The organism is Thermorhabdus hydrogeniformans, from assembly GCF_049310025.1.
Taxonomy (GTDB): domain Bacteria; phylum Bacillota; class Thermosediminibacteria; order Thermosediminibacterales; family Tepidanaerobacteraceae; genus JBJYKD01.
In genome coordinates this window covers 1-24,459 of record NZ_JBJYKD010000033.1, presented here as the reverse complement: position 1 = coordinate 24,459, position 24,459 = coordinate 1, and the positions used below count along the sequence as shown (strand labels likewise).

14 protein-coding genes, 1 CRISPR repeat array and 1 riboswitch are annotated in these 24,459 nt (G+C 49.6%); of the genes, 2 read left to right on the top strand and 12 right to left on the bottom strand.

Annotation, left to right across the window (positions count from 1 at the left end; genetic code table 11):
• Positions 1-8: 8 nt before the first annotated feature.
• The 4 genes from mfd to ACKX14_RS13340 all read right to left on the bottom strand — a co-directional run bounded on the left by mfd (position 9) and on the right by ACKX14_RS13340 (position 7,462).
• Entirely contained in the window at positions 9-3,545 is a 3,537-nt protein-coding gene (gene mfd / locus ACKX14_RS13355) for a transcription-repair coupling factor (protein ID WP_422448450.1), read from the bottom strand.
• A 478-nt stretch (positions 3,546-4,023) separates the two neighbouring features.
• The gene (gene thiT, locus ACKX14_RS13350) at positions 4,024-4,680 is read right to left on the bottom strand and encodes an energy-coupled thiamine transporter ThiT (RefSeq protein ID WP_422448448.1); all 657 of its coding nucleotides are present in this window, start codon (positions 4,678-4,680) and stop codon (positions 4,024-4,026) included.
• A gap of 77 nt (positions 4,681-4,757) precedes the next feature.
• Positions 4,758-4,865, bottom strand: a riboswitch (TPP riboswitch).
• Positions 4,866-5,060: 195 nt separating this feature from the next.
• A complete protein-coding gene (locus ACKX14_RS13345) occupies positions 5,061-5,444 on the bottom strand; it encodes a CPBP family glutamic-type intramembrane protease (RefSeq protein WP_422448446.1) in 384 nt (127 codons plus the stop codon).
• Between the two features lie 212 nt (positions 5,445-5,656).
• Positions 5,657-7,462, bottom strand: coding sequence for a DNA methyltransferase (locus ACKX14_RS13340; RefSeq protein WP_422448444.1), 1,806 nt, complete (start codon positions 7,460-7,462; stop codon positions 5,657-5,659).
• Positions 7,463-7,742: 280 nt separating this feature from the next.
• On the opposite strand from ACKX14_RS13340, the gene dnaE reads away from it, so the two are divergent.
• Positions 7,743-11,192: a DNA polymerase III subunit alpha gene (gene dnaE, locus ACKX14_RS13335; RefSeq protein ID WP_422448442.1), complete on the top strand. Its 3,450-nt coding sequence runs from the start codon at positions 7,743-7,745 to the stop codon at positions 11,190-11,192.
• Here dnaE and ACKX14_RS13330 read toward each other — a convergent pair.
• The 8 genes from ACKX14_RS13330 to ACKX14_RS13295 form a co-directional block, all read right to left on the bottom strand.
• On the bottom strand, positions 11,179-12,420 hold the full coding sequence (locus ACKX14_RS13330) for a DNA methyltransferase (RefSeq protein ID WP_422448465.1): 1,242 nt from the start codon (positions 12,418-12,420) through the stop codon (positions 11,179-11,181). The genes dnaE and ACKX14_RS13330 overlap by 14 nt on opposite strands.
• A gap of 225 nt (positions 12,421-12,645) precedes the next feature.
• On the bottom strand, positions 12,646-14,166 hold the full coding sequence (locus tag ACKX14_RS13325; RefSeq protein ID WP_422448440.1) for an FGGY-family carbohydrate kinase: 1,521 nt from the start codon (positions 14,164-14,166) through the stop codon (positions 12,646-12,648).
• 138 nt (positions 14,167-14,304) lie between these two features.
• Entirely contained in the window at positions 14,305-15,666 is a 1,362-nt protein-coding gene (locus tag ACKX14_RS13320) for a GntP family permease (RefSeq protein WP_422448438.1), read from the bottom strand.
• A 141-nt stretch (positions 15,667-15,807) separates the two neighbouring features.
• The gene (locus tag ACKX14_RS13315) at positions 15,808-16,644 is read right to left on the bottom strand and encodes a class II fructose-bisphosphate aldolase (RefSeq protein ID WP_422448436.1); all 837 of its coding nucleotides are present in this window, start codon (positions 16,642-16,644) and stop codon (positions 15,808-15,810) included.
• Positions 16,635-17,738, bottom strand: a complete 1,104-nt coding sequence (locus ACKX14_RS13310; RefSeq protein WP_422448434.1) for a 2-hydroxyacid dehydrogenase — start codon at positions 17,736-17,738, stop codon at positions 16,635-16,637. The genes ACKX14_RS13315 and ACKX14_RS13310 overlap by 10 nt, the downstream gene beginning before the upstream one ends.
• Before the next feature lie 25 nt (positions 17,739-17,763).
• Complete coding sequence (locus tag ACKX14_RS13305) at positions 17,764-18,606, bottom strand: MurR/RpiR family transcriptional regulator (RefSeq protein ID WP_479685979.1); 843 nt, start codon at positions 18,604-18,606, stop codon at positions 17,764-17,766.
• A 399-nt stretch (positions 18,607-19,005) separates the two neighbouring features.
• Positions 19,006-19,314 (bottom strand): AzlD domain-containing protein, encoded by a 309-nt coding sequence (locus ACKX14_RS13300; protein ID WP_422448462.1) that lies wholly within the window; start codon positions 19,312-19,314, stop codon positions 19,006-19,008.
• Positions 19,301-20,050, bottom strand: coding sequence for an AzlC family ABC transporter permease (locus tag ACKX14_RS13295; protein ID WP_422448432.1), 750 nt, complete (start codon positions 20,048-20,050; stop codon positions 19,301-19,303). Before ACKX14_RS13295 ends, ACKX14_RS13300 begins: the two co-directional genes overlap by 14 nt.
• Positions 20,051-20,481: 431 nt before the next feature.
• Here ACKX14_RS13295 and clpB point away from each other — a divergent pair, with 431 nt between their 5' ends.
• On the top strand, positions 20,482-23,055 hold the full coding sequence (gene clpB, locus ACKX14_RS13290) for an ATP-dependent chaperone ClpB (RefSeq protein ID WP_422448430.1): 2,574 nt from the start codon (positions 20,482-20,484) through the stop codon (positions 23,053-23,055).
• Between the two features lie 320 nt (positions 23,056-23,375).
• Positions 23,376-24,212: direct repeats of the CRISPR family, unit length 30 nt; unit sequence GTTTTTAGCCTACCTATTAGGAATTGAAAC.
• Positions 24,213-24,459: the final 247 nt, after the last annotated feature.

The window sequence follows — 24,459 nt, the reverse complement described above, 5'->3', positions numbered from 1 at the left end:
TCTTTATATTATACTACACTGCAGGATTCCTGCATAGTCTTCATTTCATTCAGTATTTTCTCTATGCGCAAGAGCAGTTTGAAGCCTTCCAGCCCTCTGGTCTTTAAGGTAAAGGATGGGGCTGCAGCACCGGAAAAGGTCACCTGCTTCTGGAAAACCGCGCTCAGCCGGAAAATCATCTCGGGCGTCAGAGCATCGGAATTTTGAAATTTAAAGTTGATGACATCTCCCTGCTGGATGATGCCGGAAATCCTCAGCCTTCTGGCCAGAACCTTAATCCGCGCGATCTCTATTAGGTTCCTGGTGGGCTCGGGTATGTCTCCAAAGCGGTCTTCCACCTCATCCTCCAGGTCGTTGGCCTCTTCTATGGTTTCAACGGCGGCTATGCGGCGGTAAATCTCCATCTTGTGGGCAGCGTTCTGGATGTATTTATCGGAAATATATGCGCTGACGGCAAGCTCAATGACCGGCTGAATCTCCTCTTCTTCTTTTTCTCCTTTTAGCTCTTTCACCGCCGCGGCCAGCAGCTTGCAGTAAAGGTCGTATCCCACCGCCATCATGTGGCCGTGCTGTTCGGTACCCAGAAGATTGCCGGCCCCCCGGATCTCCAGGTCTCGCATGGCTATTTTAAATCCCGCACCGAATTCGGTGAACTCCCGGATGGCTGAGAGGCGCTTTTCTGCAGCTTCGCTCAGCACCTTGTCTTTTTTATAGGTCATGTAGGCGAAAGCCTGGCGGCTTCCCCGGCCCACCCGCCCCCGCAGCTGGTAAAGCTGGGCAAGTCCCAGCCTGTCGGCGGAGGTGACTATGAGGGTATTCACATTGGGAATATCCAGGCCGGTTTCAATAATGGTGGTACACACCAGCACATCGTAGTTGTGGTCGTAAAAATTAAGCATCACCTCTTCCAGCTCGTCCTCCTTCATCTGGCCGTGGGCCACCGCTATCCGGGCCTCGGGCACCAGGTTCTGGAGGTTTCGGGCCTCTTCGTGGATGGTCTCGACCCTGTTGTATACGTAATAAACCTGACCTCCCCGGGACAGTTCCCGGAGAATGGCGTCCCTTATGAGGGATTCATTGTGCTCCACCACGTAGGTCTGAATGGGAAACCGGTTTTCCGGCGGCGTCTCTATGATGCTCATGTCCCGCACACCGCTCATGGCCATGTGCAGCGTCCGTGGTATCGGAGTGGCGGTTAGGGTCAGCACATCCACGTTTTTCTTGAGCTGTTTTATCTTTTCCTTGTGGGATACCCCGAACCTTTGCTCTTCGTCCACCACCAGAAGCCCCAGGTCTTTAAACTTCACGTCTTTCTGCAGGAGCCGGTGAGTACCTATGATTATGTCTATTTCTCCCGCCTTTAACCTTTTCAAGATTTCTTTCTGTTCCGCCGGGGATTTGAACCGGCTTATGACCTCCACCTTTACCGGAAATGGTGCAAACCTCTCGGAAAAGGTGTGGTAATGCTGCTCCGCCAGTATGGTGGTGGGCACCAGCACCGCCACCTGCTTTGCGTCCATCACCGCCTTGAAGGCCGCCCGCATGGCCACCTCCGTCTTGCCGTAGCCCACGTCCCCGCAGAGCAGCCGGTCCATGGGCCTGTCGCTCTCCATATCCCTTTTCACCTCTTCGATGGCGATGAGCTGGTCGGGCGTCTCCTCATAGGGAAACATGTCCTCAAATTCTTTTTGCCAGGGGGTGTCCTTTGAAAAGGCAAAACCCTTCACAGCCTGCCGGGCTGCGTAAAGCTCCAGGAGTTCTCTGGCCATCTCCCTGACCGAGTCTTTTACCCTGTTCTTTGCCTTATTCCACTCGCTGCTGCCCAGTTTGCTCAGCTTCGGAGGTTTGTCTTCGGCGCCTATATATTTCTGGATTAGATCCACCTGATCCGTGGGCACGTACAGCTTATCCCCGCCTGCGTAACCGATGGCGAAATAGTCCTTGATGTGGCCCCCCACTTCCAGCGAGACCACGCCCAGATATTTCCCTATGCCGTGGGCCGCATGGACCACGTAGTCGCCGATGTTGAGTTCCTGAAAGCCGGTTATTCTCTTGCCCCTGACGGCAGTCTTCGGGCGGGGCTGCTGTTTTTTTGGCCTGCCGTAGATCTCGGTGTCGGAAATCACGGCAAATTTTATTTCTGGGGCTTCGAATCCCTTTTCCAGGGTACCGGGAATTATGACCGCCTGGCCCGGCAGGAATTCCATAAACCCCTCTCCGGCCACACTCACCTCAATTTCCTTTTCTTTAAGGGCCCTGGCCAGGTGCTCACCCCGCTCCCTGGTGCCCGAAAGCACCGCCACCCGGTATTTTCTCTTCTTGAGGCGGGTGATTTCGTCCACCAGGAGGTCCAGCTTGCCGTAGAAGGGAGTCATGGTTCGGAACTGGAAGGAGTAAAGAGCCCGCGGTTCAAAATCGGGGTGAATCTTGGGGAGCACGGACATGTAGACCGTTTTTCCACCGTTCAGTTTTTCCACGATTTCAAAGGGGCTGTAATAGATACTTGCCTGAGAGGCCAGGATTTCCCCTCTTTCCAGAAGACCCTTGAAGGTTTCTTCGGCTTCAAAGGCCGCGTTATTTTGCGCCTCCCGGATCCTCCCCGGCTCCACCAGCACGGTGATAAAATTCTTTTTGAAGTAGTCCATGATGGTGGAAAGCTCCGGATAAAGGTGGGAGATGTAAAGCTCCGCCGACTCGAAAAAAAGGCCGGCGGAAAGTTTCTCTATGTGTTCCCGCACCTTTTCGGAAAGGTGTTCCGCCAGATCCTCACGGCCGAGGGAGTAAAGCACGTCTTTTCTCTGTTTGAGTTCTCCCGCGATGAGCACCGCCGCTCTCCTGGCGGTCTCGGCATCGTATATGACTTCACGGGCGGGGCCTATGGATATTTCTTCCAGTTTATTTGTGGAACGCTGGTCCTCCGGAGAAAACTCCCGGATGGAATCCACCTCATCGTCGAAAAATTCCAGGCGATACGGGAATTCTCTGGTCAGGGGGTAAATGTCCAGTATGCCTCCCCGCACGGCGAACTGCCCCCTGCCCTCTATCATGTCCACCCTCTCGTATCCCATGGCCGCCAGCTTCAATATCACGTCTTCCAGAGGGGCCCGTTCCCCAACTTTAAAGTGAATTGTGAAATTTTTAACTTTTTCCGGCAACACCAGCTTGCTTGTTAGAGCCTGCAGGGGGGCCACCACGACTGCGGATTTGCCTGAAAGAAGCATTTCCACAACCTTTAGCCTCTGGGCGGTGAACTCCAGGCTTCTGGCGGCGGTCTCATAGGGTATAACCGAGCTGGCCGGGAAAACGGCCACCTCGTCGGGCCCCAGGAAAAAGGTCAGATCGTCGGAAATCTTTTTCGCCTCCAGAGAGTCGGCGGTGACAACCAGGATCTGGGCGCCCGTCTTCTTTTTTAACGCAGAAATCAAAAAAGCCCTCTGGGAATCGGAAACACCGTATGCGAGTAAATTGGACAGCCCTCTGTTCAGATCCCTGACAAGCCTGTTAAATTCAGGTATTTCTTCCGAAAACTTAACTACATCTATCATCATACACTCCCGTCTTGAAAAAAAGTTGATTTATAAATATTCTGACAAATACCGAAAAGCCCTGTTAAAAGCATGGGCCGACTTTATTATTATACCCCAATTATAAGGCCGTATCAACAAATTTAAAAAATCCGTCCGCGCGAGGGCCGGCCGGCATGATGCTATGCCCTCCGGAAAGGCGATTGATAAGTGAATTAATAAACTCCTCCCGTCATACCAGGTTTTCTTTGGCCAGCGGGCCACCGCGGGGAAACAATCCACCGGGCGCGCGTTACACCTCCTGCTAATATCACGCTTACTGTAATATATTATCACATTTAATGTGATATTCATTCCTGCACCCGCACAATATTACGCCGGCCGAACAAAAACGCGCCGGCAGAGCGGCGCACCAAAAATGGTAACAATTTTAAAATTCATATTCTGGCTATTTCCCTTTTTCCGCCGTGAATGCTTCGACCGGGAACCGGCATGGATTTCAAGCTTGCTCACTCGCCTGTGTCATGGTGCCCCGCTTCAGTCTTTCCACCAGGGCCCGGACCTGGGGCAGAAGGGATACGACAAAGCAGATCAGGCTGTCGGTCCCGATAACCAGGCCGTTAACCAGTATGGAGTAAACAACGGGGCTCATATTCTCCGGCGCATAGGAAGCGAAGAAAATGACGCCTGAAAGAAAGCTGGAAAAGAAGCGGCCAAAACCTCCCAGCAGCACGCCCAGACTTATGTTGTTCCTGCAGAAGCCCGCAAGACCCATGGCTGCAAAGGCTATGACGTAGTCCAGCAGCACCTGCACCGGGTGGACTATGAAGGGGTCCTGAATGAGCTGCAGGATGCCGTAAACCGCCCCCGCCGCTATCCCCGCCGCAGGCCCGAATATATAGGCGTAGACAAACATCGGCAGCATGCTGGCGGGCGTTATGGACCCTCCCTGAGGCCAGTGATAGAGCCTGATATAGGATAACACAAAGGCTATGGCCGTGCAGAGCCCTCCATAGACTATAGCCCTGGAGTTGAAACGCGCCCTGGGACCCACCACCATAAGCAGCACCGCCGTCAAGACAATGGCCGCCAGTACCGAAAGGGTGACGGGAGTGAGTTCGGTCAGGTCTTTAAATACGCCGATAAGGTAATCCAAATAAATCACCTCCTCTCCGGCCCATAGTGGATTGACTATGTCCGGAGAGTAGATGAAAAAGCCGTAACGCAAAGTTACGGCTAATCTTGCCACTTCCCTGCGCTAGCATTACCTAGATCAGGTTTAAAGGGTCAGCAAGGGCTTTCCCTTGCTTTCTCAGCATACCTGCTCCCCCAGTGGACATAGTCAGGTTAATTTTTTAATTGAATAAGGGTTAAATGATAATAATTTTATTTGGTGTATTCAATATATCACTCTTTTACAAATTTATCAAGCTGAACATCACTCGAATACGGGCTTATTTTGATGATTTTTATTGATTTTATAGGTATTGTGAGTCTGAACGGCGATATTTTAAAAACACGGCTCTTAAGCGGCCTTTAAAACAATTTATTAAAATTCATTACTGTGTAGTTCCAGCCCATGTGGATGAGAATCGACACAATCAAGCCGGGCAGGGGGTTGTTAAAATACTTTATGCAATACCCGGTTACGGCCCCGAAAACACCGTGGCTTACAAATCCGGCAATACCCGCCCGGCAGGCCGGGGCGCCCCGGTTTTTGTAGAGGTCGTAAGCCGCCTCCACAGCCCCGAAGGTTAGGTGAGACAAAAAAACCCCGCCTCCCAGTGCCAGCGCAAATCCCGTCTTGAGCAGTTCCTCGAACACGGGTGCAGCGTACGTGACCGCCTCTTCCCCGAAGGCCTTCAACGCCCTGCCGTTCAAATGGTAACAAACCGCCGCGGCCAGCAGCCCCGCTAACACGGCCGCAGCCTGGGGCGTCTGAGAAAAAGAAAATATGAAAATCTCCTCCCTAAACCCAGAAGTATCTTCGAGGTAGACCCATACGGGCATATAAAATCGAAGATATGAAAATCGCTTTTCCGGATGTCAGGGTTTATTCTGTCCTGTAATTTATGTTTTTAATCCTTACATTATAACCCTTCGGCCTCCGCCGGGGGAGCGGCAGCCATTTTCTAGGAGCTGCCTGCCCCGTTGTTTCGTTTGGGCTGGGAAAGCGAATAACATACGCCGTTTCCGGCCAACTTTCTAATGAACCCGGGGGTCTCCGAGAGGCACCTGTCGACAAAATTCATGTCAAAATAGGTACCCTCCCCGCCGGGATTGGCCCCGCCGTAGGTGAGGTTTATCCACTTCATGATGGCCGCCTCAAAAAGTTCCGGCAAAGTGGCGTCGCCGTTTTTCGACAGATACTCCCCGGCACTCGTTAAAATTATGTCTTTCACCGGCAGCGGCCCGGCAGCCCTCCGGCACCGGAGGCTTTCCCCGCAGGGCACAGCATCGCCGCTGCCGCCTTTCAGGGGAATTTTGCCGCCGTCATCCGCCGCCGCGGTCTGATTCCTCCATGGCGGTGCCCGTCTGCCTCCCGGCTTTCTGAAATTCAATATAAGGTCCCTTTTCAGGGAGTTGCCGCTCCATGACTGGACAAAGGAACGACCCAAGGGCTCTTGAGGCACTATGTTAACCATTTCAAAACCCGCCGCCCGGCACGCGTTTAAAAGGGCGCACCACACTCTATGATCCCTGTTGTTAAAGGTTACCGAAAGCCAGCGCCCGGGTTTTAAGACCCTGTAGATCTCCAGAAAGGCCCGGGTCAGCATCTCTTCAAAGTCCTCCTCGCTCTTGGCCTGGAAGTCGTTTATGGTTATCTCGTCAGCGGCGAAATCATCCCCCATTTTCAGCCACGACCGCCAGAGGAGGGTGAGCTCGGAGTACTGAATACTGCCCCCGTAGGGAGGGTCGGTAAAGCAGTAGTCGACGCTTTCACACGGTATTTCCGAGAGGTCCTGGGCCGGGCGGTTGAGCAGGAGAAAAGTCCGATCTTTCTGAAGGCCGGAACAATCGCCGGCCGGCCTGAAATAATCGCCAATAAGGCGGTTGGTTTCCTTCTTGCCCTGGAGAACCCCCCAGCGCCACAATACACGGTTTTCAAACCTTTCCCATACGTTTTCCTCTATCCAGTCCCCCATACAGTAATAAGAATTGGCCGACATGGGCCTGAGGCTCTCGCTCTTTAACTTGCTTGCGTGAAGCACCGTGTTGGAAAAGGCCAGAAGCATCAGGTCTCTTATCGTATCATCATCGATTTTCTGAATTTCATGGTAAATCATGGAAAGAGCTATGAGATTTCGCCGGGTAAAAAGCTCATGGACGCCGCGCATCCCGGCATTTTTTAACCTCATGATCTCCCGGCCGTCGGGCAGTTTTCTGTCCGGAAACCAGTACGGAATTTCTCTGCTCTCAATGACCTTGATGCGGGCCTTTTCCCCGGGCGTAAGGCGCCGCCGGATATGGCCGTTTCTGCCGTGACCGGATATGCAGCGCGCTTCCACAATCCATTCTCCTCCGAGCGACGGCCCCCTGACCACATGCTTTGCCACCAGCCCTCGCCCGCATACCGGGCACCGCCCTTCCAGCATGTACATGTCAACAATTTCATCCTTCACTCCCGCCCTTATCCTTTCAAACTCTTCCTGAAATTTTTCAAGATCCACGGGCGAACGGCAGGTGTTTTTCGCTATAAACACCGCCACCGGGTTTAAATCGCTGATGACGGCCTTTCTCCTATTTATGAGGGCTTCGCATCCCACCACCCCGCCGCCGCAAAAAGGGTCCAGAACTATCTCACCTTCCCGGGAGAAATGCCTTATGTATTCCGACACCACATACCATGGCTTGCCGGCCCAGTATTTGTGCATCTTGTAGCGGGCGCAATCCTTTTTCGGAGGAATTGGTCTGTCAATGGGCGTATCTATATCCACGGTTTCACCTCCGTAAATTCACATGCTGGATCCGGGCCTTAAGAAACATTCCGGCGCCGGGGTGGAGACCCGTGATTACGGCTTCCGTGATTTACATATACCGGACATTTATATTATACATCCGTGGGACTCATCGTTAAAGGCGTTTACCCAATTTATGCAGGCGAATTTTTTTCATCTAATCCGGATTCTCAATGTCCTGAAGTTTCCACTTCTAAAAATGAATATTGTGCTATATAATATATAATCGCGAACATAAGTTCGGCATGGGGTGATTTTCATGTCCTTCTGCCATCTTCACGTCCACTCCGAATACAGCCTCCTGGACGGCCTGTGCCGCCTGCCGCAGCTGGTGGACCGGGCGGCGGAGCTCGGCATGAAGGCCCTGGCCCTGACGGACCACGGGGGTCTCCGGGGCGTGGTACCTTTTTACAAACTCTGCACGGAAGCGGGTATAAAGCCTATCATCGGCTGCGAGGTCTATGTGGTGGAAGACCGGCGCAGAAAGGAAGGCAGGGAAGCCCCCTGGCACCTGGTACTGCTGGCGGAAAACCGGGAGGGTTATAATAATCTCCTCCAGCTGGTGACGGCTTCCCATTTGGATGGCTTTCACTTCCGCCCCAGGGTGGACAAAGACCTGCTTTCATCCCACAGCCGCGGGCTCATAGCCCTGAGCGGGTGCATCAAGGGTGAGGTGGCAAGCCTCATATTGAGCGGAGACATTGAAAGCGCCGGCCGAGCCGCGGGGGAGTACGCCGAAATCTTCGGAAAGGACAACTTTTTTCTGGAGATTCAGGACCACCGCCTCCCGGAAGAAAAAAAGGTCAATTTCTGGGCGAGTTCCATCGCCGCCGACCTTAATGTGGGCCTGGCGGCCACCAACGACGTCCATTATCTGGAACCGAAAGACGCCGCCCTCCACCGGGTGCTGCTGTCGGTCCAAACCCTTTCGGTGCTGGGGGAGGCCATTTCCATGGGCGGCAGCGAGCATTACCTGAAAAGCCCCGCGGAGATGGAAAAACTCTTCTCCGAAGCACCCCGGGCTCTCTTTAATACCGGCCTTATAGCCGACCGCTGCAATGTGCAACTGGACCTGGGCGGTGTCCACCTGCCGGAAATCCCGGTACCCCCGGGCCACGACGCGGCAAGCTTCCTGGAGAAATTGGCCATGGAAGGGGCCGAAAGGCGCTACGGGCGGCCCCTGCCATCCGCCGTCCAGGAGCGCCTTGGCTATGAGCTTTCGGTGATCAAAAACACCGGCTTTCCGGGTTACTTCCTCATAGTCAAAGATATAGTGGATTTCGCCAGGCGAAAGGGCATCCCCGTGGGAGTGGGGCGGGGGTCCGCCGCCGGCAGCATGGTGGGTTACTGTCTGGGCATCACCGATGTGGACCCGCTTAAATACGGCCTCATCTTTGAGAGGTTTTTGAACCCTGAAAGGGTGAGCCCCCCGGACATAGACGTGGACCTGTGCCACCGGGGCCGGCGGGAGGTGCTGGAATATATCAGGGAGCGGTTCGGCAGGGAGCGCATCGCCCACGCCGGGGCCTTCTCCACCCTCCAGGCCCGGGCGGTGCTCCGGGATACGGGAAGGGCTCTGAAGCTGTCTTATGAAAAAATAGACAGGATGTGTTCACTCATACCCTATTCCCACATAAGCCTGGAAGAGGCGGAAGAACAAAACCCGAGCCTTGCGGCCTTAATCCGGCGTGATCAAGAGGTCGGCAGAGCCTTCGAAATGGCCCGGAAGCTCCAGGGTCTCCCGCGGCACATGACCCAGCACTCGGCGGGGGTGGTCATTGCCAAAAGGCCCCTTACCGAATATGTCCCCCTCCAGCGGGCCTCCGGAGAGGAAATAATCACCCAGGCGGACATGGAAATGCTGGAAGACCTGGGCCTTGTGAAGATAGACCTCCTGGGCCTCCGGTTCCTGACGGTGATAGGCGACACCCTGAAGCTCATCAAATCCCGGTACGGCATCGACATGAGGCCGGAGGACATCCCACTGGACGACCGGGCCACTTTCGAGGCCCTGGCCCGGGGGGACACCACCTCCACCTTCCAGCTGGAAAGCACCGGCATGAGAAACATGCTAAAAAAAGTGCGCCCCCAGAGCATTGAAGACCTGTCGGCGGTGCTGGCCCTTTACCGGCCCGGCCCCCTGCAGAGCGGCATGGCTGAGGAATTCATCGCCCGCCGTCACGGAAAAAAAGAGGTATCCTACCCCCACCCCTGCCTCGAACCGGTACTTTCGGACACCTACGGGGTTTTCCTCTACCAGGAGCAGCTTATGCAGGCCGCTCATGCCGTGGCGGGATACACCCTGGGGGAGGCGGACCTGCTGCGGAGGGCCATTGCAAAAAAGAAGAGGGAAGACATAGAAGCTCAAAAACCCCGCTTTATCCGGGGAGCCCGGGAGCGGGGCATCGATGAAAAAACGGCCGAAGAGATTTTTTCCACACTGGAGGCCTTCGGGGATTACGGGTTCAATAAGTCCCACAGCGTATCCTACGCCATTACGGCTTACAGGACCGTCTATCTAAAAGAGCATTTCCCCCTGGAGTATTTTTCGGCCCTGCTCAGCCTGTACATGGACACGCCTTCACGCCTGCAACTTTATCTTGCCGAGGCACGGCGGCGGGGTATAAAACTCCTCCTGCCCGACATCAACAGGAGCGGGGTGGGATTTACCCCCGAGGAACCCGGACCGATAAAATCCGGGAATTTGCAGGAAAAATTACCGGATTTTAATAAGGGCGAAGAAAAAAGCGGCGCTATAAGGACGGGCTTTGCCCTGGTGAAAAATCTGGGTGCCCGCGGCATCGAGGAAATCCTCAGGGTCAGGAAGAGCGGCCCATTTACGGGTTTTTTCAATTTCTGCAGGCGGGTGGACAGGCGGGTCGTAAACAGCAAGGCCATAGAGTCACTGATTCTGGCCGGCGCTTTCGACGCTTTCGGCATCCCCCGCCCCGCCCTGCTTCTTGCGTTAAAATCGGCCCTGGTGGAGTCAAAGGCCGAAAGCCCGGATCAGCTGAGCCTTTTGCCGGAGGAATTCCCCGCGGAAATCCTGGCAAAAGATGTGTTTTTGCCGGACTTTTCCCCCGACCAGAAGGTAAAACAGGAGCTTCAATCCCTGGGCCATTACATCACCGCCCACCCCATGGAACTCTGGGAGCGTGAAGCCGCGCGGATCCGAACCCATACCGCCGCCCGGGTGGGGGAAATCAGCCGCAAGAAAAGGGTGCGCCTTGCCGGAATCCTGCTGGACCCCCGCCGGGGCCGCACCTGCAGCGGCGGCCGCATGATGTTCGTGCGCCTGGAAGACCTGAGCGGTGCGGTGGAAGTGGTGGTGTTCCCCCGGGTGCTTCGGCACTCCGGGCCGTATCTCTCCTCCGGCGCCCCCGTCATCGTCGACGGATGGACGGACTTAAGCGACGACGGCCACAGGACGGTGGTGGCCGAAAAGATACTGCCCCTGCCGGCGAAGCAGCACGCCGGGGACCGGCAGAAACCATGGGGCGGTCAAAATCCGCATGGCCGTCACCGGCCCCGGGGCTTTGCCACCGAAGAGGTCCAACCACCGGCCCCAATGCCGGTGCAGCAGGCGCCCGAGACCGGCCGCCCTGCCGCCGCAGGCCATTTACGTCTGGCCGCAGGCAATGGTCAGCCGGCCACAGGGGGGCGGCGATATTTACAAGCACACCGGTCTTCACTCACTAATGCTTTTTAAATAATACAATCCGGTTGGTGTTGGTGCCGTGAGTGTTGTTGTCGATTCCCCATATATTGGACGTCTTGGTGAACTCCTGAAGATTTACGAGTATCCCCTCGCAGTCAAAGCCCGCCGCCAGCCCCAGGGGAACCACGTATTCATCAAGCATAACGGAGCCCCCCTTCACCTCCCCCACTTCAAAGGCCACCCACCCCCCTTTTTTTGTTATCCTGAAAAGCTCCCGAAAGACTTCCCCCATCACGACCGACCACTCTTCAACGGTTTTCGACATGGTTATCTTGCCGGATATTTCATCGGCGTCGATGGAATTAAACCAGCACCTCAACCAGTTGTCCCGGGAATACTGCACCACATCCAGAAAAGGCGGCGATGTCACCGTAAGCCGAACCGATTCGCTCCGTATTTCCGGAGTGTGCCTTGCGTCGTTGCACAGGAATAAAGCGGTTTTGCCGGCCCGGTGGAGGTTTTGCTTTTGCCGACCGGTTAGATTTCTGAGAAGGGAGGCGGACTTTTTCATGATAATGCTGCGGGTATCCCTGTATTCCGGCTTCTGGTTGCGCTTCTCATTAATCTTTATCTGCCTTTCGGGGCTCACCGCCTGATTGGGCGGCAGAGTATAGACCGAAAAAAAACCCGGGGAATGGCCGGTGAGCCGGTTTGTGGCCACCATGCGTATCCAGCCGTCTATGGCGTCCTCCAGGCGGCTGTCTCTCCTCTCCAGAAGATAATTCCTTAAAGAAACAATTTCCGCTTCGGTCTCCGGATGGTAAAACATAGAAAGGTCTATTTCGGCCCTGGCGTTTCTGTCGATGGGTATTTCGTAGAGCCTTTTTTCCACCTGTTCGAGGTCAGGTATAAAAAACCTCGGCCTTGACAGGATTTCACTCAAAGGGTTTATATCATTGGCGATGATTTGCCTGCCCATAAGCCCCGCCTCAATCACCGTGGTGCCCCTGCCGCTGAAGGGGTCGTAAACCGTATCCCCCTCCCGGGTCAGCAGGTTTATAAAAAAACGGGGCAGCTGCGGTTTGAAACACGCCCTGTATGAAATCTCGTGTATTGAAGAAGCCTGCCTCTGCCTGGACGTCCAGTATTCGTTGATGTATCTCGGTATATCCCGACCGCTTATGGAGACATATTCCACCCTGGTGCCGGAGGGTTCGTCTTCAAACAGGCTCGCGTTGTCGCTGAAACGGTATTCCCTCAAGTAGCAGGAAACGTCCATGTTGTTTTCATCAGACATAATTTCACTTCCCCGTTTGTACATGTGTTTATCAGAAAGAATGCCGACGCTCAATTTATCTATATTCGCGAACCATTTCGAAAATCCTCTCACATCTTCTTCAACGCCCAGGTTCGGCGTTAACAAATTTCGGCCGTGCTGAATTTTTGCATCAAATACATAAGCTTCGACCCGGCCCGCACTTTTAATTTGCACCGTTTCGCAGTTTTAGACATTATTTTTAAATACATCGTATATGCCGTTTTTATTTAACGCCTCATATAAAAGGTTCTTTCTTCTAACCAATTCTTTGAACTTTAAGGTGTTGTCCGGTTCCGGCTCAAAAATCAGCTGAATATTTTGCGACATATTTTTAAAGGCCTCATCATAGTTTTTATAGCATCCCAGTGAAACCGCGGCAACAATTGAAGCTCCCAAAGAAGACGCCTCATCGTTCTGATACTTTATCACGGGCTTATTAAAAGCATCGGCCTGCATCTGATTAAATAAATCAAACCTTGTCAGCCCTCCCGCCACACTTATTTCATCAATGCTTCCTACATTTTCCTCTATAATCGACAGATTATCCGCCAGTTCCAGGCAAATGCCTTCGAGAATCGCTCTTGCTATATCCGCTCTTTTTGTGCCCAGAGTAAGATTAAAAATTACGCCTTTCGCCAGGGGATTCCAGTAAGGTGCCGCACTACCTTCAAAATGCGGCAGTATTAATACTCCGCCGGAGCCTAAAGGGGTATCTCTAATTTCTTCGTTCAGCATGGTATAAAGATCTTTATCTTTGTTTTCAGCACCGAAAAACTGCTCCTTAAACCACCTGTATATCGCACCAGTCGTAAACATTCCCGCTTCGCAAACCCACTTTCCGGGAACGGCAGCCGCGCTGCATAAAGTTCTGCGCTTTCTATCAAAAACGGGTTTTTCCGAATAAGCAATGATAAATGAACCGGTACCCGTATTTGCTTCAGCATGACCCGGCTGCAGAATATTCAGCGCCACAGCTGCACACTGCTGGTCTCCACCCGATATTATCACGGGAACGCCCCCCGTAAGACCGGTTAAGCCTGCCATTTCCCCCGTCAAATATCCAGCCGTGCTTCCCGGAGGAACCAGTTCACATAAAATTGAACTTTTTATCCCGGTTTCTTTTAATATTTCCTCATCCCAACTGAAATTCTCTATATTCATCAGCATAGTTCTGGAACCCTGGGTCCAGTCGGTCACAAAGAGATTTGTTAATTGGTAAATTATAAAATCCTGGACACCCAATAATTTATAAGCCTTATTAAATATGTCGGGCCTTTCCTCTTTTAACCACAGCATCTTCGGCAAAGAAAAATATGGGTCAATACGAAGGCCGGTCTTTCGGTATACCTTTTCCTCACCCAACATGCTTTGTATTTTACCGCACTTATCAAAACTGCGCTTATCCTGCCACATTATTGCATTGTCCAGGGGCTCGCATCTGTCATTTACCGGTATTACGGAAGCCCTCTGTGATGTAACTGAAATGGCGGAAATCTTTATTTTTCTTTGTCTTATAAAGTCCGAAACATTTTTCAGGGTAATGATTAAAGCCTCTTTCCAGGTGCGTGGGTCCTGTTCTACATACGAAGGTATTTTGAACTCGGAGTGGTATTCCTTCTGAGCCATGCAGATAACCTTCCCCCGGAGGTCGTAAACTATGGATCTCAGGCTCGATGTTCCGACATCAACAGCAAGAATATAGTCCATATTATGGTCCTCCCCCAGTGTTATTAAACGATACGTCAAGACATACATTCAGCCTGACATCAAAAGCTTTCCGTTCCGATGTCAGGCTTTATCCTTAAATTTTTATTTTTTTATACTTTCATCTTATTCAATTTCAATTTAAGAAAGCCCCGGTAGAACACCCGATAGGAGGCTGAGTAACAGGACCATTATAAATCCCACGATACCGGCGATAGTACCCCCTATGGTCCATGACTGCATAGTCTTTTTAACATCGAAATTGGAAAACCTGTTTACAACCCAGAATCCCGAGTCATTTGGCAGAGACAAACCTATTCCGCCGCTACAGATTGCAAGCCCTACCAGCACAGGTGAAACACCCAGCTGCCCAACTATCGGTCCCAGGATAGAAGATGTTGTAACCAGCGCTACTGTGGTGGAGCCCTGCGCCGCCCTCAATACCTGACTCAATATGAAGGCAAGGAATATTACTGAAATATGCATATTTGATAATGTATCCACAATGTACTTTCCAATGCCACTGTTGTTTATAATATTACCAAGCGATCCTCCTGCGCCGGTGATCAGCAATATCATGCCCGCCGATGCCGCGGCTTTTGCTATTATGTTTTCCAAAGGCTCGGTCAAATACGGTTTCATGGCAAAAATTCCTACAAAAACTCCAATTAAAAGCGCTATGTTCTTATCGCCAATGAACGAAAAGAAAGCCGATGCAGCGGAATCTTTAGGAAGAGCAATTGACATGATCGTGCCCAGAAGAATCATGATTATAGGCAGCAAAAGGACAAACAGCGAAAGGGCCCCGGACGGTCTTTTCATATTCTTTACAGCACCTTCATCTTGATATGCAAGTTCCTGTTCGACCTCTTCTTTTACATATGGATACTTTTTGCCCAGGTAAAGACCGTATAGCCAGCCGCCCACAAGTGACGCAGGTATAGATACTATAATGGCATACAGTGTAAATATACCCATATTTACTCCCATATTGCTGGCTACCGTAACAGGGCCGGGAGTCGGTATGACCACAGCATGGGTTACTATCAGGCCCACCGCCAGAGCGGTAACAAAAGTTATTAAAGATGTTTCTGTCTTTTTCGAAATCTGTTTAATCAGCGATATCAAAATCACAAAAGCAGCATCAAAAAAGACGGGGATGGAAACAAGAAAGCCCGTAATATTTATCGCCAGAGGAGAATTTTTCACACCGACTACTCTTAACAGGCTGTTGGCAATTTGTTCGGTAGCTCCCGCCTCAGCTAAAATATGCCCTAGAATTATGCCGAGCCCTATTACTATGCCGATCCCTTTAAGTGTAGAACCGAAACCTTCGGCCATAACAGACGGTATTTTGGCGATCGGCATTCCTGTAAGGAATGCTGTAAGCAAAGCCGTTAAAAGTAAAGCCAAAAATGGATTGAGTCGAAATTTTATAATGGATACAAGCACAAATATTATAGCGATAGAAAATATCACAAGCAGCACTGGACCGGTGACCATTCAAACCCCTCCCTCATAATGTTATTTTTTTGACAATATTTATTAATTAAACTATACTTGGATTTTGCACCTCCCTTTATTTTCAGAATTATTAAGGCAAGTCCCGGATTTTTAGAACCCGGGATTAAAGCGCCACAGCCGCTATGCGTTGTAAAAAAGCAGCATATATTTTTTCACCACATCCTTTATGTACTCCACTTCTTTTAATGAAACGCGGGAAAGATGACAATCGCCTTCGTCGGCAAGCATCTCCTTTATCTTCTTCAGTGTATAAAGCGATATTTCGGTATTCACATTTATCTTGCAGATACCGTTTTTTATGCATTCTTTTATGATACCCTCGGGAGTTCCGGAGCCTCCGTGCAGAACCAGCGGAATATCCACCCTTGATGCGACTTCTTTTAAAACATCCATATTTATTCTGGGTTCTCCTTTATAAATGCCATGAACCGTTCCGATAGATACGGCTAATGCGTCTACGCCGGTGCTTTCTACAAACTCTTCCGCTTGTGCCGGATCGGTGTAAATCTCCCGATATCCTTCTTCGCTGGAGCCCCTTCCCGCTGCAATGGAACCCAGTTCCGCCTCAACACTGACGCCTGCCGCACGGGCAACAGCAACTATTTTTTCAGTCCTTTTAACATTCTCTTCAAAGGGCAATTCTGAACCGTCAAACATAACCGACGTAAATCCCGCTCTGATTGCCCTAATAATATTTTCAAAGGATTTACAGTGATCAAGATGCAGTACCACGGGGATCTCCAAGTCTTTTATCATTGTGTCTACCAATGCAAAAACCTCTTTGAATTGCATGTTCTCTATATAACGTTCCCCAAAAGCAATAACAGCCGGTATCTTCAGTTCCCTGACGGATTCCACAACTCCTTTTATCGTCTCATAATTGTAAACGTTAAATGCCCCCACGGCATATTTATTCATTTTTGCTTCAGTTAGAACCGGTTTCAGATTTACGAGCATTTTCTTACCTCTTCCAACCACTTTTTAAAATCTTCATTCCGGAGGACTTCGGGGTTGACTATGAACCTGGCCTCCCGGCCTTTCAAAAATTTCCTGACATCTTCCATTAAAAGTTCAGGAGACCTTGTGAGGGCTTCTTTGGTTGTGCCCGCCAGGTGGCTTGTAAGAGTGACATTGTCCAGTGCAAGCAGTTCGCTGTTTTCGGGGATGGGCTCTTCCCAGAATACATCAAGCGCTGCGCCGGCAATCTTCTTTGATTTCAATGCGTTTAAAAGCGCATTCTGGTCAATGAGACCCGCCCGGGCGGTATTTATGATATAGGCCGTAGACTTCATAAGAGATATTTCCCTTTCTCCAACCAGATTTTTGCTGTCTTCGGTCAAGCGGGCATGAAGTGTAATAAAGTCGCTCTTGCTAAACAGGGTTTCTTTGTCAACCGGAGTACAGCCGCTTTCAATGATCTCTTCTCTTTTTACATGGGGATCGTAAACCAGCCTTTCAACCTCAAATCCCGAAAGCTTACGAGCAACCAGTCGGCCGATATATCCGAACCCTACAATCCCCACGGTTTTCCCCTTAAGTTCAGGTATCCAGTTGGAGTTGGAAAATTCTTTACGCCATTTCCCGCTCTTTATGGAGTAATGCGCCCTGGCAATGTTTCTGCATTCGGCAAGCATCATGCCTATGGCAAAATCCGAAACCGCCTCGGCGTTTCTCCCCTCCACGTTGAACACCAGTACCCCGCGTTTTGTGGCTTCCTGAATGTTAACATTTTCAAGCCCCGCACGGGAAACGCCTACGATCTTCAGCTTCGGCATGCAGTCAAAGGCCTCTTTTGAAATGGGCACGAATAGTCCAAACAGCATAGACACATCGCGGCCCCTCTCTTTTATCAGCGGCACCACTTCTTCAACCTCGGGGCCGTTTTTTTCTACAATTAACCGCCTTCTTTGAAGCTCATCCCAGTTATCTTCCCAGTCGCCCACCAGAACTTCTTCTATATACTCTGAAAGGTGTTTTTTTGCCGCCGCTTCAAAATCTCCACCCGGAATCATGGCATCGCCAATTAATAGTGCTTTAACTTTCAATGTCATAATATTAATCCCTCCCGCATACTTTTTATACCTTTTTCTCTGCAACAGCCAGTCTTGATTTATTCACCTTATCTATGGCTTCCGGCCCCAGCTTCAAAACCAGAGCGACATACAGTATGTCTATGATGACGAGCTGTATTATCCTAGAAACCATAGCATCAGAGCGGTATCTGGTCTCATTTGTGGAACTTAGTAATACTTCATCGGAAAGCCTGGTCAGGGTGGAATTGGGATAACTGGTGATGGCCACAACCTTAGTTCCATTCGCCCTGGCAAGTTTTACCGCGTCAAGAATCTCTCTGCTCTCTCCCGAATGCGAAACGGCAACCATAAGGTCGGTGGTTGCGGTATGGGCACTCAGTATGCTCATGATGTGGGAATCGCTGCAAAAAGATGCCTTTAAACCCAATCTCGAAAATTTGTGGAACGCATCCAGGGCTATAGCACTGGACGCTCCTACACCAAAGAAAAATATTCTGTCTGATTTCATAAACAGGTCTATTATCCTCTTTATTGAGTTGTTGTCCAGCATCCTGTTAAGGTCTTTTATAGAATCTATAGTAGATTGTACTACTTTCTGCTTTACCTGTTCGGTAGAATCATCCGGCGAAATGTCTTCATAAATAGCCTGAGGGGTTTTATCCGATATGTCCTGCGCCACCTTCACACGAAAGACCTGATATGAATCAAAACCAAGTTTTCTTAAAAACCTCATTATTGTAGTCTCGCTCGTGCCGCACCTTTCTGCCAGGTCACTTATGGACATCAAAATAACCTTGTCACTGTTATTCAATATTACATCTGCAATTTTTTTCTGCGTTGGAGACAGAATATTGTATTTAGTCCTTATTTCAGTAAAAATATTCAACGTGGTAATTTTTCACCTCCTATACTTTTATAGTAGTTAATTTTTAACTCTTTTTAGTATTTCTATTCTACATTTTTTCATAAATTCCTGCAGAAAAAGAAAAATTTTTTTGAAGCGATTTTTTTATAAGCTGCCCCGACCAGGCCGATAATCCTTTGAGGCACCCGGCGGAACAGAAAATGCGGAAAATAAACGAAGCCTACCGCATGATCATGGAGGGTAATGCGGGAGGCTTCGGCTTTAACGGCAATCCGGCTACTATGAAGACGAAATCTTTATAGAGAAGTGAAAGAAGCCATGAACCGGAACGACATTTTCAGAGCCGACCCCATCCTGAACCGCATCAGAAACAGAAGCGCCCGGTTTTCGCATCTTTTATCTATGTTTCAGCTCCGCTTTCTATAACCACAGTTGCCACAGGTACACCGCCAAAATGGCTCCTATGGCCACTTTCATCAGTCCCTTTTCAAAATAAGCCAGAATAAGCGCAGCTGCCATGCCAATAACCGAAGAGGATAAATGCCCGGTGGAATACAAAATACCCGGGAAAGTCATGGCCCCAAGCACAGCAAACGGCACATAATACAGGAAAGAACGGATAAACCTTGATCTCAGCTTATTCTTAAAAATCGCTACGGGAAGCACCCTCGGTATATATGTTACAACAGCCATTAGAAGTACCGCCGTCAAAATTTTATTCATATTCATATTCATATTCATCTTCCTCCACCGGAAAAAGCAGCGCACCCGCGCACGATGCGACGATTGTGGCGATTATAATGCTCCATCCTTCTGAAACTTCGGCCATATACGGCATCCATGTAAAAAATGAGCTTATGCTGATTGCAATTGCAGAAACCGTCAGAGCCGCTTTTGATTTTTTTGCAGCCGGGACGATCAGTGCGATAAACATGGCATATAATGCGATACCCATAGAACTTTGCAACCTTTGCGGCAGTATGGAAGACGTCAACGCCCCCAATGCGGTGCCCAGTCCCCAGCCCCAGTAAGGGCAGGTAATAAGCCCCATCATATAAGCAAATGTAATCTCCCTTTTCTCAAGAGAAGCTACAGTAAAAGTCTCATCCGTAATGCCAAAGGCCATAACGCACCTTTTGACGATTGGCATTTTAGAGGTTATTCTCTGGGAAAGGGATAATGACATAAGCATATACCTGATATTAATCACAAACGTGGTTAAAGCAATCTCCAGAAGAGGCGCATCAGCAATAATCAGCTTTGTTCCGGCAAACTGCCCCGCAGAGGTGAGGTTTGATAGCGAAATAAAAATCGCCATCCATACAGGTATGCCCCCGCCGACCGCCATAAGCCCGAATGTAAAAGAAACCGGAATATAACCCAGAGCAATCGGAATTCCCTGTTTGAAACCGTAATAAAAATCATGGAGGTTATGTTTCTTCAATTTAAAAAACTTTATAGCCAATTCTGCTTTTCCTACCTCTCCCTCTCAATCTCATTCTATTTTATATTGATTTGGTATATCTTAAAAAAGCAAAGGGGTCGTCATAACGACTACTAACCACATAATACAACTACTAATGACATAATGCCATTTCTAGAGGAAGTTTTCAAGTATGAAGAATACCCGTTTGTTGCAAAATAAAATTTTTTGTTCCGGCATTCATTTGATTCCCACACCCCTCCAAGACCCGTCAATCAGGTATAAAAAATTTAAAGAGGCGGTTTTTATTGACCTTTCCTGACCTTTGTAATATCATAATATTAAGCGTTTTTAAAATAAGCTTTGCTATATAAAACTGCCGCCTGCTTAACAAAGAACAACCAGTAATGAAAACTCATTTGTATTTTAGTTTTAATATGTCGTGAAAATACTTTATAAAAGAGGTGTGGAAGTTGAATATAAACAAATTAACGCAAAAATCCGCCGAAGCCCTGGCGGAGGCTCAGAAGCTGGCTGTAGAGCGCCATCACCAGGAGGTGACGCCCCGCCATCTTCTTCTTTCCCTGCTCAGCCAGGAGGACGGCTTCATCCCCCGGCTTCTGACTCTGGCCGGTGTAAATTATGAGAGGTTCAAAACCTCGGCGGAAGATATTGTAAGGCGCATTCCTTCCGTCCTCGGATACGACGGACCTATGGCCATGAGCTCAGGCCTTTTACGGGTGTTGGTCCGCGCGGAAAAAGAAGCAGCCCAGATGAAGGACGAATACGTCAGTGTGGAGCACCTTCTCTTATCTCTTCTGGAAGAGGGAGACGGAGACATAAAAGATGTTTTCAAAAATTTTGGGCTGGACCGAAACAGGATTCTCGACGCTTTGAAAAAGATCCGGGGCAGCCAGCAGGTCACCAGCGAAAACCCCGAGGCCACTTACGACGCCCTCAACCGGTACGGCAGAGACTTAACAAGGCTCGCCCGGGAGGGAAAGCTGGACCCGGTCATCGGCCGGGATGAAGAAATAAGAAGAGTCATTGAAATTCTTTCCAGGCGCACCAAGAACAATCCTGTTATCATCGGCGAGGCCGGAGTGGGGAAGACGGCCATCGTGGAGGGTCTGGCCCGGCGCATAGTATCCAAAGATGTGCCCGAGGGTTTGAAGGATAAGAAAATAATAGCGCTGGACATGGGGGCCCTCATCGCCGGCGCCAAGTTCAGGGGAGAATTCGAGGAAAGGCTGAAAGCTGTGTTGAAAGAAGTCCAGAACTCCGACGGCCGGATCATATTGTTCATCGACGAGCTTCACACCGTAGTGGGAGCCGGCGCTGCGGAGGGTGCGCTGGACGCCGGCAATCTCCTGAAGCCCATGCTGGCCCGGGGTGAACTCCGGGCCATAGGGGCCACCACCATAGAGGAATATCGAAAATACATCGAAAAAGACAAGGCTCTGGAGCGCCGTTTCCAGCCGGTGCTGGTGGAGCCGCCTTCTGTGGAAGACACCATTTCCATACTGAGGGGTATTAAAGAAAAATACGAGGTTTATCACGGGGTCAGAATCAAAGACAGCGCCATCATCGCCGCTGCGGTGCTTTCCGACAGATACATCCCTGATAGATTCCTGCCGGACAAGGCTATAGACCTGATGGATGAAGCGGCGGCGCGCCTCCGGACGGAAATAGACAGCATGCCTGCGGAACTGGATGAAATCCTGCGAAAAATTACCCAGCTCCAGATAGAGGAAGCGGCCTTAAAGAAGGAAAATGACCCCCAGTCTATGGAACGGCTTGAAAAAATTAAAAACCAGCTTGCCCGGTTAAACGTCAAAGCCGACAGCATGAAAGAACGCTGGAAACAGGAAAAAGACCGGATTACCAGGATTCACGACCTTAAAAAACAGATTGATGAAGTTAAAATCCAGATTGAAAGAGCCGAACGGGAATACGATTTGAACAAAGTGGCGGAACTGAAATTCGGCAGGTTGAACGAACTGGAAAGAAGGTTGAGCGAGGAAGAAAATGCCATGATGAAGGAACATGCAAAAGACGCTCTCCTGAAAGAAGAGGTGGATGAAGAAGAAATAGCCCGGGTTGTAAGCCAGTGGACCGGTATTCCTCTGAACCGCATTATGGAAGGAGAAAAACAAAAGCTGCTGCATCTGGAGGATATCCTCCACAGGCGGGTGGTGGGCCAGGAAGAGGCTGTTAAAGCCGTGGCCGACGCCGTGCTCCGCGCCCGGGCCGGCATAAAAGACCCTGAAAGGCCGGTGGGTAGCTTTATCTTTCTCGGGCCCACGGGAGTGGGCAAAACAGAACTGGCCAAATCTCTTGCAGAAGCCCTGTTCGACGATGAGCGCAACATCATAAGGATCGATATGTCCGAGTATATGGAAAAGCATTCGGTTTCAAGGCTCATAGGAGCGCCCCCCGGATATGTGGGTTACGAGGAGGGCGGCCAGCTGACTGAGGCGGTCAGGAGCCATCCCTATTCGGTCATTCTTCTGGATGAAATAGAAAAAGCTCACAGCGATGTGTTCAACGTTTTGCTGCAGATTCTCGACGACGGCAGGCTCACCGACGGCAAGGGGCGAACCGTGGACTTTAAGAATACCGTCATCATCATGACCTCCAACCTGGGAAGCCAGGAAATCCTGGAATTTCAGTCAGAAGGCGGCCAAGATTTTTCCATGGTTAAAGAACGAGTACTAAATCTCCTGAGGCGTCAATTCAAACCCGAGTTTTTAAACCGGGTGGATGAAATCATAGTATTTCATCCGCTGGATAAATCTCATATGAAACAAATCTCCCAAATGCTTCTCGAGAAATTCGCCCAAAGGGTAAAGGATTTTGCCGGCTTGGAACTTACCTGGTCCGACAGGACTTTAAATCATCTTTCCGAAAAAGGATATGACCCTTCCTATGGGGCAAGGCCACTGAAGAGGCTCATCCAGCAGGAAATTGAAACCCCATTGAGCCGCATGATCGTTCAGGGCATAAAATCCGGCGAAAAAATAAACCTGGATGAGCTGATAGATTAATGTTATGCGCGTTAATGTTATGTGCGCCGAAGTTTTTATATTCTTTTGCGGCCTGCAGCTGGCACTCAAGTTGATAGATTAATGTTATGCGCGCCGAAGGATAGCTTTGTTACGGTATTTTATTCCATGTGATGAATAAACTTGTCGTCGACCCTCAGTAGTGCAAAAAACCCCGGGGGTCGACGACAAAGGCAAAAAAGACTCACAATCAAAATTTGCGCCGCAAAAGGAGGATTTTTTAAAATTTCATCGAATGATATTACTTAAATTCGATATATGATTTTTCTCTGCCGATCTTTAATTTTTGTGGAATTTTACGGGTTTTTAGCCTACCTATTAGGAATTGAAACAGGTTAACGCTGCTGTAGTAACTTCTGGCTTTACCCTGTTTTTAGCCTACCTATTAGGAATTGAAACCTGAACATGCCAGCCAGGGCGCTTACCCCGTTAGTAAGTTTTTAGCCTACCTATTAGGAATTGAAACTTTCTTTGCGTTCTTGATTTTGAAGGTTTATATCCCTGTTTTTAGCCTACCTATTAGGAATTGAAACTTCTCTCTCGGTGCATTTTACCACCGCATAGATAGCATTTGTTTTTAGCCTACCTATTAGGAATTGAAACGGAAGTCAATCAAACGAGACAGGTTACCAGATGCAGGTTTTTAGCCTACCTATTAGGAATTGAAACCACGTTCCCACCGTGCGGCCGCCCTATACGCCGCCGTTTTTAGCCTACCTATTAGGAATTGAAACCAAACTCGCCAAATGTCATTTCTCCTAGCTCTTCAAAGTTTTTAGCCTACCTATTAGGAATTGAAACCTTGCTGCCTGTTTTGCCGTACCTAAGCCATTCATTGAGTTTTTAGCCTACCTATTAGGAATTGAAACATCATTGTTCATCTGCCGAAAAGTCTTCCGGCAGTTTCAGTTTTTAGCCTACCTATTAGGAATTGAAACCCGTTGCTGGCGGGTTTTTTAGTTGAGCTTCTTCGGTTTTTAGCCTACCTATTAGGAATTGAAACTAAGAAAATAGTGTGTATATTGAATATATACAGTATATGTTTTTAGCCTACCTATTAGGAATTGAAACATAAAAGTATACATTCTGCCCGCAAAATGGGTATTTTCGTTTTTAGCCTACCTATTAGGAATTGAAACGAACTAATATTGATATTCCCGACTGGTATTAACCCTCTCACCTCTACTCGGTCATGGTATACGTGAACGGTAATATGGAGCTTATCAAATAGCTGACGTGTTGCAATCTTGCCACCTCCGTGCATTGCAAAAGTCAATAGTTCTTCCTGTTCCTGCGCTTGCTTATCAGTTTCGCTAAAATCAATAGTAACTTTCTTTTCCTGTCTGGGAGTGGTAATTATTACCTCTCCTGTTTTATTGTTAATGG